The organism is Mesorhizobium sp. M0815 (assembly GCF_040319995.1).
Lineage (GTDB): Bacteria > Pseudomonadota > Alphaproteobacteria > Rhizobiales > Rhizobiaceae > Mesorhizobium.
Genome location: NZ_JAMYOU010000006.1, coordinates 203,617 through 217,188 on the forward strand (window position 1 = coordinate 203,617; position 13,572 = coordinate 217,188).

The following is a 13,572-nucleotide window of genomic DNA, read 5'->3' on the forward strand; positions in this document are numbered from 1 at the left end:
GTGACGCGCCGCTCAGGCGCCGGTGATCAGCTTCCCGGCCTTGGAGATCCACGATCCGGCATTCTCGCGCGGCTCGAGCCCACCACTCTGCAGGAGCTTATAGGAGTCCTTGTACCACTGGCTGTCGGGATAGTTGGTGCCGAGCACGGCCGCGGCGGTCTGCGCTTCCGACGTCAGCCCCATCGCGTAGTAGCTCTCGGTCAGACGCGCCAGCGCCTCCTCGACATGGCGTGTGTTGGAATAGTTCTCCACCACGTTGCGGAATCGTTTGACGGCTGCGATGTACTCGCGGCGCTCGAGATAATAGCGGCCGATCTGCATCTCTTTGCCGGCGAGCTGATCGTTGGCGAAGCGGATCTTCTCCTTGGCGTCGTCGGCATATTCGGACGTGGGCCAGCGCGTCACCAGGTCCTGCATCGTCTGCACGGTAAGACGCGCTTCCTTCTGGTCCTGGGTGACGTCCTTGATCTGGCGGTAGTAGCTCAGCCCGATAATATATTGGGCATAGGCTGCATCGTCGGTCGACGGGTAAAGGGTCAGGTAGCGCTTGGCCGAACCGATCGCCTCGTCGTAATTGCCCTGACGGTAGTCGGCAAAGGCGCCCATCACCATCGATTTGCGGGCGAATTCCGAATACGGATGCTGGCGGTCGACGGCATCGAATTTGCGGCTTGCCTCCTGCAGGCGCCCGGCATTCAGATTGGCGAGACCCTGATTATAGAGCACGTCGGCCGGCTCGGTCTGATCGACATAGGTCGATAGATCGACGTCCTTCTCGGACGACATGCAGGCCGACAGAAACAGCGATGGAACGACGACCGAAAGCGCCAGGAAAACAGCCCGCCGCGGCGCCTTCGATTGACCAACTCGCTTGAAAAACATGATTGGATTCCGCCCTTTCGGCGTCATTTCAGTCGACGGCAGCAGCCATAAACCATAACCGCCTTGCCCGGCAACGCTATCCCCGGCCAATCGCACATTTTTGTGGCGGTTTGGCGCCACCTGGAAAGCTGTGCGATTTGGCCGGCCAGTGATGCATCCTTGCAACACAGCTGATCGCAATAAGAGCCGCAAAAACGTTAAGAATCAGATCATCCAGGGCGCAAAGAGGGGGGCATTGACAGCGCTCATCTCGGCGGCACGGCCGCGCTCGCGGCGCGTCGTCTCGACGATCTCGAAAGCCGAACGGTCGGACAAGAGACGGCGCAGCGCCGCGGCGTTCAGCCTGTGGCCACCACGATAGGAGCGGAAGCAGCCGATAAACCGGGCACCGGCGAGCGCCAGGTCGCCCATTGCATCCATCGTCTTGTGCCGCGCGAACTCGTTGGGATAGCGCAGGCCTCCCATGTTGATCACGCGGTTGTCATCGCCGATCACCAGCGAGTTCTCCAGCGAGGAGCCGAGCGCGTAGCCAGCTGCCCATAGCCGCTCGACGTCCTTCATGAACCCGAAAGTGCGGGCCCGCGCGACGTCGCGGCGGAAAATGTCGGCATTCATATCGGATGCGAAAAGCTGGCGGCCGATCGCCGGGCTTTCGAAATCGATCTCGATCTCGAAGCGCGTGCCATCATAGGGCCTGAACTCCGCCCAGCAGGCGCCGTTCTCGATGCGAACCGGCTTGACCACCCTGATGTAGCGACGCTTGACCGGCAGCGTTTCGATGCCTGCCTGGTCCATGGCCTCGATGAACATGACCGCGCTGCCGTCGAGGATAGGCACCTCACGGCCGTCGATTTCAATGACGAGATTGTCGATCCCAAGCCCAAAGAGCGTCGCCATCAGATGCTCGACCGTGGCAATGTGCTCGCCTTGCGGATCGCCAAGCATGGTGCAGAGGTCGGTGGCACCGACCTCGGAAACGAGCGCGCGAAATTCGTGGCTTCCGCTTGCATTCGAAAGCTGGAAGACGATACCCGTATCGGCATCTGCCGGCAGGAAATGGACGGTGACCGGATTGCCGCTATGGACGCCGATACCAGTCAGCGTCGCACGCGATTTAAGTGTCGTCTGATAGTCGTGCAAAACAATCCCCATAGCCCGTACTGCCTAGGTCCGCTTCATCTGCCCTGAGGGCGCGGCTCTTGATTGATCGGCAGGCAGGGCCACTTCCCCGAGACTCCCAGCAAACCGACTTTGGTCGGTGGCGAAGATAATGGTCCCACAGGGAGACTCCAAATCACGGTTTCTTACTCTTTGTAACTGCGGTCCAGCGCGGGATTGCCCCATAAGTCCTTGTTTTAAAACCGCTTTTAATATTAACAGGCGAACAGTTTCCTGCTCGCCTGTTAACAACTGTTACGAACCGTCAACAGATCAATTGGCCTGCCGGCGCAGGAAGGCGGGAATCTCCAGCTGATCGTCTTCCTGGACAGCCCGGCTCTGCGGCGTCAGTCGGCCCTGCTCGTCCAGCTGGCCGCGGCGCGGCGCGTAAAGCTGCGGATCCTGGCTGGCTAGGCGGCGCACTTCCGCCGGCGCCTGGCGCAGTTTCGGTTCGCGCGGCTGCGCCGGCTGCAGCCGTGCAGGTTCCTCTTCGCGGCGGGTTAGGCCGTTGGTCAGGCGCTTGAGCAAGCCCATCGGGCCGCTGTTCTCGTGGTCGGCCGGGCGGGCCTTGGCTTCCACTTCAGCCTTCACCTGCGGCGGGAAATCCTCTACCCGCGGCATGCGCTGGGGTGCCGCGGCAATCGGCTGCGGCATTTCACGATGCGGAGCCGGCTGCATCGCTTGCTGAACCACTGGCTGCATCATCGGCTGCGGCTGAGCGGGAGGCGCCTGGAAGATCTTGCTCTGCGGACGGAAGTCTTCCGAATGCGCGACCGGTGCCGGGCGGGCCTGCGCCATCGCTGCCGCATTCGCCTCGGCGAGCTGAATGGCCTCGGCGACCGGATCGGCAGCACGTGGTTCATAGATCGGCTGCTGGACAGGCGCCGGGCGCATTTCCGTGACCTGAGCCGCCGGGCGGCTGACCGGCTTCGGCGGAGCCGTGCGGATGGCGATCGGCGCTGCAGCGATTTCGGCCGCCGATTTGTCGATGCCGGTGGCGACCACCGACACGCGGATAACGCCTTCGAGTTCCTCATCGAAGGTGGCGCCCAGAATGATGTTGGCGTCCTGGTCGACCTCTTCGCGAATGCGGGTTGCGGCCTCGTCGACTTCGAACAGTGTCAGGTCGCGGCCGCCGGTGATCGAGATCAGCAGGCCCTTGGCGCCCTTCATCGAGGTCTCGTCGAGCAGCGGGTTGGCGATGGCGGCTTCCGCGGCGGCCATTGCGCGGCCCTCGCCCGAAGCCTCGCCGGTTCCCATCATCGCCTTGCCCATTTCGCGCATGACCGAGCGGACGTCGGCGAAGTCGAGATTGATCAGGCCTTCCTTGACCATCAGGTCGGTGATGCAGGCGACACCCGAATAGAGCACCTGGTCGGCCATGGCGAAGGCGTCGGCGAAGGTCGTCTTGTCATTGGCCAGCCGGAACAGGTTCTGGTTGGGAATGACGATCAGCGTATCGACACATTTCTGCAGTTCCTCGATACCCATGTCGGCCGTCTTCATGCGGCGCTGGCCTTCGAAGTGGAACGGCTTGGTGACGACGCCGACGGTAAGGATGCCCTTTTCGCGGGCAGCGCGCGCGACCACGGGCGCCGCCCCGGTGCCGGTGCCGCCGCCCATGCCGGCGGTAACGAAGCACATATGCGTGTTCGAGAGATGATCGATGATCTCGTCGATGCACTCTTCCGCCGCCGCGCGCCCGACTTCAGGCTGCGATCCGGCGCCGAGACCCTCGGTGACATGCGCACCGAGCTGGATCAGCCGCTCGGCCTTCGACATCGTCAGTGCCTGCGCGTCGGTGTTGGCCACCACGAACTCGACGCCGCGCAAGCCGGCGGTGATCATGTTGTTGACGGCATTGCCGCCGCCGCCGCCGACACCAAACACGGTGATGCGCGGCTTGAGCTCGGTGATGTCCGGCTTCTGCAGATTGATGGTCATTGTCTTCGTCCTTTGCCTTTCCCGCCGCTTCGCCGCCGCGGCCGCCTATGGGGCTGTCCCCGTCAAATTAAAAACTGTCTCTCAACCACTGACTCATTCGATGCAGTTTTCCGCCTGTTCCGGTCATCCGAAGACCGGAAATTCCCTTCGCCGGGCGGCTCTCGAAGCTCGCCATCTGCGGGTAGATCAGAAGTCCGACCGGGGTCGAGAAAGCCGGCCCCTTGGCCGCCTCGGGCAGGCCTGCCACGCCGAGCGGGCGGCCAATGCGCACATTGCGGCCGAGAATGCGGCGTGCGGCTTCGGGCAGGCCGGCAAGCTGGCTGGCGCCGCCGGTCAGCACCACCCGCTTGCCGACGGCATTGCCGTAGCCGGACTTGTTCAGCCGGTCGCGCAGCAGTTCCAGCGTCTCGTCGATGCGGGCGCGGATGATGCGCGTCATCACCGAGCGCGGAATCTGCAACGGCACCTCGCCGTCTTCGCCGATCGGATGGATCGAGACCAGGTCGCGGTCGTCGGCGCTTCCTGGCAGCGCCGAGCCATGCATCACTTTCAGCCTTTCAGCGGCATCGAGCGAGGTCGACAGGCCCTTGGCCATATCCAGCGTGACGTGGTTGCCGCCAATCGCGATGGCGTCGCCGTGGACGAACTTGCCTTCCGAAAATACCGAGATCGTCGTCGTGCCGCCGCCCATGTCGATGCAGGCCGCGCCCATTTCGAGCTCGTCGTCGACCAGGGCGGCTAGCCCGCTGGCATAGGGTGTCGCCACCATGCGCTCGACCGAGAGATGCGAGCGGTTGATGCAGAGCTCCAGATTGCGCAGAGGCGCCGCGTCGCCTGTCAGCACGTGCATGTCGACGCCAAGCTGGTCGCCAACCATGCCGCGCGGATCGCGCACACCGCGCTCGGCATCCAGCGAAAAGGCCACGGGAAGCGAATGGATCACCTCGCGCTCAGCCCGCAGCGCCTGCTTGGCGCCGGCGGCAAGCACGCGTTTGATGTCGGCCTCGTCTGCTTCATGACCGCCGAGATTGATGGTGGCCGAAAAAGCCTCGCTCTTCAGCCGGCCGGCGGTCATGTTGACGATCAGCGAATCGACCGTCAGTCCCGCCATGCGTTCGGCGGCGTCGACGGCAAGACGGATGGCGTGCTCGGCACGGTCGAGATCGATGACGACGCCCGATTTCACGCCTTGCGATTTCTGGTGGCCGATGCCGATCACCTGGATGCGATGCGAGCGTCCGCGCAGCAGCTTGCCATCGTCGCGCGGCTTGAGCTTGGCCACCACGCAGCAGACCTTGCTGGAACCGACATCCAGCACCGTCAGGATGCCGGACCGGCGCGACGAGGCATCGCTGTTGCCGCCAAGCCAGCTCATATCTTCGTCTCCGGCTTGCGCTTCAGCATCTTGGGCTTTTCGTTAAGCGCAGCCTCGCGCTGCGTCGCCGCTTCCGGCGTCAACTGGACGACCAGACGGTCGGAAAGGCGCATGTCGACGGCTGCGATGTCGCGCGTCAAAAGCCCGTTCTCGTGGTCCATCCTGACCAGGTCGGCAATCGCCTGGTCCTCACCGTCTTCGGGAAGCTTGACGGTGATGCCATTCTCAAGCTTGAGATCCCAGCGCCGTTCGCCGATGCGGATATAGCCTTTGATCCGCGCGGCAAGCTCCGGATAATTCTTGATCCTGGCCAGGAAATCCGGCGCCTTGGCCGGTGCGCCGGTGCCGATGATCAGCGGCAGCAATATCTGCTTGCCGCCGGAGAACGGCGCGATCACGGTGCCGGATTTCTCGATGACCGAAAGCGCGCTCCCTTGCTGCCACAGCGCGAACGGCTCGCGCTCCTCGACGCGCACTTCCAGCGTATGCGGGTAGACTTTGCGCACTGCCGCGGCTTCGACCCAGGGCAGCGTGGTGATGCGTTCGCGCGCAGCTTCGGCATCGAAACCGATCAGCGAGGTCCAGCCGTCGAGTTCCAGCCTGTCGAGAATATCGATCTCGGAGGTTTCGCGGTTGCCGACGACCTTGACCTGGTCGACGGCAAAACCGGTGCGGGCGGTGACACTCTGGACGATGGCGTCGGCATGCCCGCCGAGATAGGCGCCATAGGCGCTGCTCGAAATAAGCAGTGCCGCCGACAGGATGGCAGCGCAATAGGGCGGCGCTTCGAAATCGCCCTCGCCGAGGCGCGCCAGCACACGCACCGGCCGGCGGAGCAGGCGTGGCAGCACGAAATGGTCGAACGACAACGGCATGCCGAACAGCACCGGCCCGGCCGCGCCCTTCCCCTTGCCCTGTCCCCACTTCAACGCAGACACGAAGCGTCCTCCACCATCCAACTCAACAAATCGCCGAACGAGTGTCCCGCTTGCGCGGCGATTTCCGGCACCAAAGACGTCGGCGTCATACCCGGCTGGGTGTTGACCTCGAGCCAGACAATTTCACCGTTTTCGGAGTGACGATCGTCATAACGGAAGTCCGACCGGGAAACGCCCCGACAGCCGATAGCTTGGTGAGCCTTGAGCGTCAGTGTCTGTATTTTTTGGTAAATATTCGGTGAAAGTTTTGCCGGGCATTCGTGTTTTGATCCGCCCGCGACGTATTTTGAATCATAGTCGTAGAAGGAATGGCCGGTCGGGATGATCTCGCAGACACCGAGCGCCACATCGCCCATCACCGCGCACGTCAATTCTCGCCCGTGCACATAACGCTCGACCATCACCGTATCGCCATATCTCCACTCGGACGAGCCGATGATCTGCGGTGGATGCGACTGGCCTTCATGCACGATGACGACGCCGAAGCTCGATCCTTCGTTGACCGGCTTGACCACATAGGGCGGCTTCATCGGGTGCTTGTTCTGGATGGCGAAGCGATTGGCCACCTTCGATTCCGCTACCGGAATGCCGGCCGCTTTGGCGACCTTCTTGGCCTGTTCCTTGTTCATCGCGAGCGCCGAGGCAAGCACGCCGGAATGGGTGTACGGAATGGCCAGATACTCGAGGATGCCCTGGATGGTGCCGTCCTCGCCGAAGGGGCCGTGCAGCGCGTTGAAGACGACGTCGGGCTTGAGCTCGACGAGCACCGAGCTGATGTCGCGCGAGACGTCGACCCGGGTGACCTGGTAGCCCTCCCCCTCGAGTGTATCGGCGCAGGCTTTGCCCGACGACAGGGACACGGGCCGCTCGGACGAGAATCCCCCCAGAAGGACGGCCACGTGCTTGCTTGTCATTCCCCGTCATTTCCTCTCACAGCAGGCCTGCACCATCGTGCATGGCCCGAAAAGCATCGCGCGCACTCAAATACGCCGAGCAGCTTTGCTCCCGTGTTTCCGCAACATTGAGTCCGAGTCTCCCGGCAGGTTGCCCCCCCAGACGGAAACGCGAGTAACGCGTCGAAACGACTCAAATCAGGAAACGCTTCAGGGCAGAGAATCAGAGAGTTGATTCGCTGGCAAGTGCTTACGATTCCGATGGATTCACTTTCCGCAAAAACGGCAGCAAAATGTGAATTCATGAGGTCCGGAGGCAACGGTCTTCGGCTTGCGCTAAAGCAGCTGCCCGAGAAATTCCTGGACGGCATGGCCCGGCCGAAAATTGCCGATGCGCTTGATCTCCCACTGCAGCCGGATGCCCGATCTTTCGAGCACGCGCGCACGCACCGTCTCACCGAGATATTCAAGCTCGTAGCCTGTGGCGGTCCCGGTGTTGATCATGAAGTTGCAATGCATCGGCGACATCTGTGCCCCGCCGACCATCAGGCCGCGGCAGCCGGCCTTGTCGATTTCCTTCCAGGCCGAGGTGCCCTCGGGATTCTTGAAGGTCGAGCCACCGGTCTTTTCGCGGATCGGCTGCACGGTCTCGCGATGGTTCTGGACAGCATCCATCGCGGCCTTGATCGCCGCCTTGTCCTCCGGAACGCCTTCGAACAGCGCCGACGTGAAGATCAGCCCGGACGGCGCAGCTGAATGGCGATAGGCATAGCCCATGTCGGCGTTGCTCAGCACATGCACATTGCCCTTGCGGTCGAGCGCCCGCATCTCGACCACGCGCTCGCGCGTCTCGACACCGTTGGCGCCGGCGTTCATCCTCAGCGCTCCGCCGATGGCGCCGGGAATGCCGTGGTAGAAATGAAAGCCGCCGATGCCGGCCTCGTAGGCAACGGCCGCAACGCGCTTGTCGGGTGTCGCGGCCCCCGCCTTGATCGTGGTCGGCGCTATCACTTCGGTCTCGCCAAAGCCTTTGGCCGAAAGCCGGATGACGAAGCCCGCAATGCCGCCGTCACGGACAAGCAGGTTTGAGCCGACGCCGACGATGGTCAGCGGTATTTCCTCGGGCACCGCCTTCAGGAACGCGGCAAGATCGTCCTCGTCGGCCGGCTGGAACAATGCCTCCGCGAGCCCGCCGGCTCGAAACCAGGTGATCTTGTCCATCTCGGCATTGGGCGTGATGCGGCCGCGCAGTCCGGCAAGCCGGTCGCCAAGCTTGTCGATCAACGCCTGGCCGCGCATCATGAGATAGTCCCGCCGAGTTCTTTGGGCAGCGCATAGGCCCATTGGGTGATGTTGCCAGCGCCGAGGAAGACGACGAAATCGCCCGGCTTCGCCACCTCGCGCACGATCGGCGCAATCGCCGCCGGACCTTCGATGTAGCGTGCGTCGCGATGGCCGCCGGAGCGGATGCGCGACACCAGTGCGTCGGACGTAACGCCGTCGATCGGTTCCTCGCCGGCCGCATAGACGGGCGCCACCATTACCGTATCGGCGTCGTTGAAGCAGACGGAAAACTCGTCGAACAGATCGCGCAGCCGAGTGAAGCGATGCGGTTGGGTAACGGCGATGATGCGGCCCTTGGTGGCGCTGCGCGCGGCCTTCAGTACCGCCGTGATCTCGACCGGATGATGACCGTAATCGTCGAACACATCGACACCGTTCCACGAACCGGTATGGGTGAAGCGCCGCTTGACGCCGGCGAAGGACGACAGACCCTTCTTGATTGCCTCAGCCGAAAGGCCGAGCTCATGCGCGACGGCAATCGCCGCCGTCGCATTGGAGACATTGTGGCGCCCGGGCATGGGTAGCCGCAGACCTGATATCGTTATCTGGCCGTGCGTCTTGCGGTCGCGGATCACCACGTCGAATTCCGAGGTCGGGCCGTCCATGCGGTGATTGGTGAAGCGCACGTCGGCCTGCGCATTTTCGCCATAGGTGATGACGCGCCGGTCCTCGATGCGGCCGACCAGCGCCTGCACCTCGGGATGGTCGGTGCACATCACGCCAAAGCCGTAGAACGGCACGTTCTCGACGAACTGGCGAAACGCCTCGCGCACTTTGTCGAAGGAGCCGTAATGGTCGAGATGTTCGGGGTCGATATTGGTGACGACGGCAATCTCGGCCGGCAGCTTGAGGAAGGTGCCGTCGCTCTCGTCGGCCTCGACCACCATCCATTCGCCGTCGCCCATGCGGGCGTTGGTGCCATAGGCATTGATGATGCCGCCATTGATCACCGTCGGGTCGAGCCCGCCGGCATCGAGTAGCGTCGCCACCATCGAAGTCGTCGTTGTCTTGCCGTGCGTGCCGCCGATCGCGACCGCCTGCCGGAAGCGCATCAGCTCGGCTAGCATTTCGGCGCGCCGCACGATCGGCAGCAACTTCTCTCTCGCCGCCTTCAGCTCCGGGTTGGATTTCTTGATTGCGGTGGAGACGACGACCACTTCGGCCTCGCCGAGGTTCTCGGCCTGGTGGCCGACGAAGCATTCGATGCCCTTGTCGCGCAGCCGCTGCACATTGGCGCTGTCGGCCTGATCGGATCCCTGCACCTTGTAGCCGAGATTGTGCAGCACCTCGGCGATGCCGCTCATGCCGATGCCGCCAATGCCGATGAAATGCACGAGGCCGATCGTCTGTGGCATCTTCATCAATGCGTCTCCTTCCTGAATTCCGAAACGGATTTCCTGGACGCAATAGCCTCTGTCAGATCGGCGAGCAACCGCGCGGCATCCGGTTTACCGGACGATTTCGCCGCCGCAGCCATTGTCGCCGCCCTGCCTGGATCATCCATTAGCCCGCCGACAAGCGCAGCGATCCGCTCCGCCGAAAGCGTGGACTGCGGATGCACCTCGGCGCCACCCGCTGCGGCAAGGGCGGCCGCATTCGCCGCCTGGTCGTGGTCGAGCGCGTGCGGATAAGGGACCAGCAGCGCCGGCCTGCCGATCACCGCGATTTCCGATACGGTCGACGCGCCGGAGCGCGACATCACCAGATGCGCCGCCGCGAGCCGCGCCGCCATGTCGGTGAAGAAGGGCGACACCTCGGCCTCGATGCCAAGCGCGGCATAGGCGGCTTCCACCCGCGCCACATCGTCGGCGCGGGCCTGCTGCGTGATCGCCAGTCGCCTACGCTGTGCATCGGAAAACCGGGCGATCGCCGCCGGCACCGCATCGGAAAAGAATTGCGCGCCCTGGCTGCCGCCAAACACCAGAAACCGGAACGGCTCTTCGCCGGCCGATGCAGCATAGGGTGTATTCGCTGCTTCCAACACTTGCGGCCTGACCGGATTGCCGGTGGTCACCGTCTTGGCGCCAGTGGCACTGATGTCTTCCGGCAGGAACCCGCCGGCAACGGCGTCGACGCGGCCGGCGAGCGCCCGATTGGCGCGGCCCATCACCGCATTCTGCTCGTGGATCAGCGTCGGCACCTTGCGCCGGGTCGCCGCGTAAAGCGGCGGCAGTGTCGGATAGCCGCCGAAGCCGACCACTATGGCGGGCTTGATGCTGGCGATGACGGCCGACGCCTGCCGCACCCCGCGCCAGATTTTCCAAAACGCGGCGAGCATGGCAAAAGGATTCTTCGAGCCCATCGTCGCCGACTGGATCGGATGGATGGCGGTCGCCGGGAACTGCCCGGCAAAGCGCTCGGCGCGGTCGTCGGTGGCCAGATGTACCGCCCAGCCGCGCCCCTTGAGCTCATGTGCCAGCGCCTCGGCCGGGAACAGATGTCCGCCCGTTCCGCCAGCAGCTAGAAGGATGACCCCCTTCGCCATCTCACTCCGCCGGCATCGCACGCGGCGACGGCATGAAGCCCAGCTGCTTGCGCTTTTCCGGGCGCTTGCGCGTCAGCGCCAGCACCATGCCCATCGAGATGGCGATCGCGATCTGGGAGGAACCGCCATAGGAGATGAACGGCAGCGTCATGCCCTTGGCCGGCATCAGTTGCAGATTGACGGCCATGTTGATGACCGACTGCAGGCCGAAGACGGTGACCAGGCCGCCAACCGCGTAGCGCGTGAAATCGTCCTGCTCCTTGAGTGCCGTGTTGAGGCCGCGCAGCACGATGAAGCCGAAGATGGACATGATGAAGAAACACATGATCAGCCCGAATTCCTCGCCAGCGACCGAGAAGACGAAATCGGCATGGCTGTCGGGGATGACCCGCTTGACGGTGCCCTCGCCCGGCCCGACGCCGAACCAGCCGCCATTGATCAGCGCCTCGCGGCCCATGTCGACCTGGAACGTGTCGCCCTCGCCGGTCATGAAGCGGTCGATGCGGCCGGCAACGTGCGGGAACACCGCATAGGCGGCGAACACGCCGCCGACGCCGGCAGCACCCAGCGCGACGATCCACAGCCACGGCAGCCCGGCCATGAAGAACATCACCCCCCAGGTGCCGAGCACCAGCATGGTCTGCCCCAGGTCAGGCTGCGCCACTAGCAGCGAGATGACCAGCGCAAGCAGCAACATGGCGAACAGATTGCCCGGAATGTCGGGCTGGCGCTTGTGCTCGGCGAACAGCCAGGCGCAGATGATGACGAAGCCCGGTTTCAGGAACTCGGACGGCTGTATCGACAGGCCGGCAAGCGATACCCAGCGCCGCGCGCCTTTCACCTCGACGCCGATATAGAGCACCGCCACCATCAAAAACAGCGTGATGCACAGCATGACCAGCGCCATGCGCCGGATCTGCCTGGATTCAAGGAACGAGACGGCAAGCATCACTCCAAGTGCCGGAATGGTGAAGATGATCTGGCGTGTGGCGAAGTGGAAACTGTCTAGTCCGATGCGTTCGGCCACCGCCGGGCTTGCGGCGAAGGACAAAACGATGCCGAGGCCCATCAGCGACAGGAACGCCGCCAGGAACCAGCGATCGATCGTCCACCACCAGGTCGCCACGGGGCTTTTGTCGAGACGGCTTTGCATTATCGTGTCCCTCCGATGGGCTTCACGCCATCAATGGCGGTTGCGGCTTGCCTGAACGCCTCACCGCGGACTTCGAAATTCTTGAACTGGTCGAAACTGGCGCAGGCCGGCGACAGCAGCACCACCGCCTCGCCGCTACTATCCTTGGCCGCATCGCGGGCGGCGTGTTCGACCGCCGCAGCCAACGTGCCTGATATCTCGTAGGGCACCGCTTCGCCCAGCGTCGCCGAAAAGGCCGGTGCGGCTTCGCCGATCAGATAGGCCTTGGCGATACGCGGGAAGAAGCCGCGCAACGGCTCGATGCCACCCTCTTTCGGCAGACCTCCGGCAATCCAGTAGATACGCGCAAAGCTCGACAGCGCCGGTGCCGCGGCATCGGCATTGGTCGCCTTGGAATCGTTGACGAACAGCACATGCCCTTTGCGGCCGACCTGCTCCATGCGGTGCGCCAGCCCCGGGAAACTCTCCAGTCCGGATTGGATCTCGCCGAGCTCGAGCCCGACCTTGAGGCAGGCGGCGGCGGCGGCCAGCGCATTCTGCGCGTTGTGCTGGCCGCGCAACGAGCCGATGCCTTCGAGAAAGGCGACCCGGCTGTAGCGGCCGTGCACGGCTTCCATCAGGTTGGTGCCTTCGGCGAAATAGCCGTCGGTCAGCGGCAGGCGCTTGGAGATGCGAATGATCTGCCGGCCCGCTCGCTCCAGCCGGTCGGCGATCTGGGCGCACCAGGAATCGTCGACACCGATGATTGCCGTCTCGCTGCCGGCCACCAGCCGCTCCTTGATCGAGGCGTAGTGTTGCATCGTGCCATGGCGATCGAGATGGTCCGGCGTCAGGTTGAGCAGGATGCCGGCCGTCGGATTGATCGAAGGGGCAAGATCGATCTGATAGGACGAGCACTCAACCACATAGTGCCGCTCGGGCTGCGGCGGATCGAGCGTCATCACCGCGCGGCCGATATTGCCGCCCATCTGCGTGTCGCGCCCGGCCGATTTGAGGATGTGCGCCGTCAATGCCGTGGTCGTCGACTTGCCGTTGGTGCCGGTGATGGCGATGAAGGCTGCTGCCGGCGCCCGCGCCGTCCGCTCGCGGCAGAAAAGCTCGATATCGCCGATGATCTCCACGCCTGAGCCCCGCGCGAGCTCGACGGTCCAGTGTGGCTTGGGATGCGTCAGCGGCACGCCGGGCGACAGCACGAAGGCGGAAAACCTCGCCCAGTCCGCGCCGCGCAGGTCTGCGGTGGCGATGCCGACCGCGCCGGCCTTGGCAACGCTGTCGGGATTGTCGTCCCAGGCGAGGACGTCCGCGCCGCCCTCGATCAGCGCGCGCGCCGTGGCAATCCCCGAGCCGCCGAGCCCGAAGAGCGAAACGCGCTTGCCTGAAAAGGATGCGGCGGGGATCAA

At 63.8% G+C, this 13,572-nt stretch carries 11 protein-coding genes; all 11 read right to left on the reverse strand.

What is annotated here, in order from left to right:
* Positions 1-12: 12 nt before the first annotated feature.
* The 11 genes from NKI01_RS10250 to murD all read right to left on the reverse strand — a co-directional run bounded on the left by NKI01_RS10250 (position 13) and on the right by murD (position 13,572).
* Complete coding sequence (locus tag NKI01_RS10250) at positions 13-882, reverse strand: outer membrane protein assembly factor BamD (RefSeq protein ID WP_352456160.1); 870 nt, start codon at positions 880-882, stop codon at positions 13-15.
* Positions 883-1,086: 204 nt separating this feature from the next.
* Positions 1,087-2,034 (reverse strand): UDP-3-O-acyl-N-acetylglucosamine deacetylase, encoded by a 948-nt coding sequence (gene lpxC / locus NKI01_RS10255; RefSeq protein WP_352481535.1) that lies wholly within the window; start codon positions 2,032-2,034, stop codon positions 1,087-1,089.
* A 279-nt stretch (positions 2,035-2,313) separates the two neighbouring features.
* Positions 2,314-3,984, reverse strand: coding sequence for a cell division protein FtsZ (gene ftsZ / locus NKI01_RS10260; protein ID WP_023721195.1), 1,671 nt, complete (start codon positions 3,982-3,984; stop codon positions 2,314-2,316).
* 67 nt (positions 3,985-4,051) lie between these two features.
* Positions 4,052-5,359, reverse strand: a complete 1,308-nt coding sequence (ftsA, locus tag NKI01_RS10265) for a cell division protein FtsA (RefSeq protein WP_023721196.1) — start codon at positions 5,357-5,359, stop codon at positions 4,052-4,054.
* Complete coding sequence (locus NKI01_RS10270) at positions 5,356-6,297, reverse strand: cell division protein FtsQ/DivIB (RefSeq protein WP_023721197.1); 942 nt, start codon at positions 6,295-6,297, stop codon at positions 5,356-5,358. The genes ftsA and NKI01_RS10270 overlap by 4 nt, the downstream gene beginning before the upstream one ends.
* Complete coding sequence (locus NKI01_RS10275) at positions 6,285-7,211, reverse strand: D-alanine--D-alanine ligase (protein WP_023721198.1); 927 nt, start codon at positions 7,209-7,211, stop codon at positions 6,285-6,287. The genes NKI01_RS10270 and NKI01_RS10275 overlap by 13 nt, the downstream gene beginning before the upstream one ends.
* A 315-nt stretch (positions 7,212-7,526) precedes the next feature.
* Entirely contained in the window at positions 7,527-8,492 is a 966-nt protein-coding gene (gene murB, locus NKI01_RS10280) for a UDP-N-acetylmuramate dehydrogenase (RefSeq protein WP_352589864.1), read from the reverse strand.
* Positions 8,489-9,895: a UDP-N-acetylmuramate--L-alanine ligase gene (murC, locus tag NKI01_RS10285; RefSeq protein ID WP_292664387.1), complete on the reverse strand. Its 1,407-nt coding sequence runs from the start codon at positions 9,893-9,895 to the stop codon at positions 8,489-8,491. Before murC ends, murB begins: the two co-directional genes overlap by 4 nt.
* Positions 9,895-11,019: an undecaprenyldiphospho-muramoylpentapeptide beta-N-acetylglucosaminyltransferase gene (gene murG, locus NKI01_RS10290; RefSeq protein ID WP_352963056.1), complete on the reverse strand. Its 1,125-nt coding sequence runs from the start codon at positions 11,017-11,019 to the stop codon at positions 9,895-9,897. Before murG ends, murC begins: the two co-directional genes overlap by 1 nt.
* Position 11,020: 1 nt before the next feature.
* Positions 11,021-12,172, reverse strand: a complete 1,152-nt coding sequence (ftsW, locus tag NKI01_RS10295) for a putative lipid II flippase FtsW (protein ID WP_023721202.1) — start codon at positions 12,170-12,172, stop codon at positions 11,021-11,023.
* Positions 12,172-13,572, reverse strand: a complete 1,401-nt coding sequence (murD, locus tag NKI01_RS10300; protein ID WP_023721203.1) for a UDP-N-acetylmuramoyl-L-alanine--D-glutamate ligase — start codon at positions 13,570-13,572, stop codon at positions 12,172-12,174. Before murD ends, ftsW begins: the two co-directional genes overlap by 1 nt.

What these genes read in the sequence shown, in the direction of transcription:
- NKI01_RS10250 (WP_352456160.1), bottom strand. Translation starts at nt 882, where the DNA reads ATGTTTTTCAAGCGAGTTGGTCAATCGAAGGCGCCGCGGCGGGCTGTT.
- lpxC (WP_352481535.1), bottom strand. Translation starts at nt 2,034, where the DNA reads ATGGGGATTGTTTTGCACGACTATCAGACGACACTTAAATCGCGTGCG.
- ftsZ (WP_023721195.1), bottom strand. Translation starts at nt 3,984, where the DNA reads ATGACCATCAATCTGCAGAAGCCGGACATCACCGAGCTCAAGCCGCGC.
- ftsA (WP_023721196.1), bottom strand. Translation starts at nt 5,359, where the DNA reads ATGAGCTGGCTTGGCGGCAACAGCGATGCCTCGTCGCGCCGGTCCGGC.
- NKI01_RS10275 (WP_023721198.1), bottom strand. Translation starts at nt 7,211, where the DNA reads ATGACAAGCAAGCACGTGGCCGTCCTTCTGGGGGGATTCTCGTCCGAG.
- murB (WP_352589864.1), bottom strand. Translation starts at nt 8,492, where the DNA reads ATGATGCGCGGCCAGGCGTTGATCGACAAGCTTGGCGACCGGCTTGCC.
- murC (WP_292664387.1), bottom strand. Translation starts at nt 9,895, where the DNA reads ATGAAGATGCCACAGACGATCGGCCTCGTGCATTTCATCGGCATTGGC.
- murG (WP_352963056.1), bottom strand. Translation starts at nt 11,019, where the DNA reads ATGGCGAAGGGGGTCATCCTTCTAGCTGCTGGCGGAACGGGCGGACAT.
- ftsW (WP_023721202.1), bottom strand. Translation starts at nt 12,172, where the DNA reads ATGCAAAGCCGTCTCGACAAAAGCCCCGTGGCGACCTGGTGGTGGACG.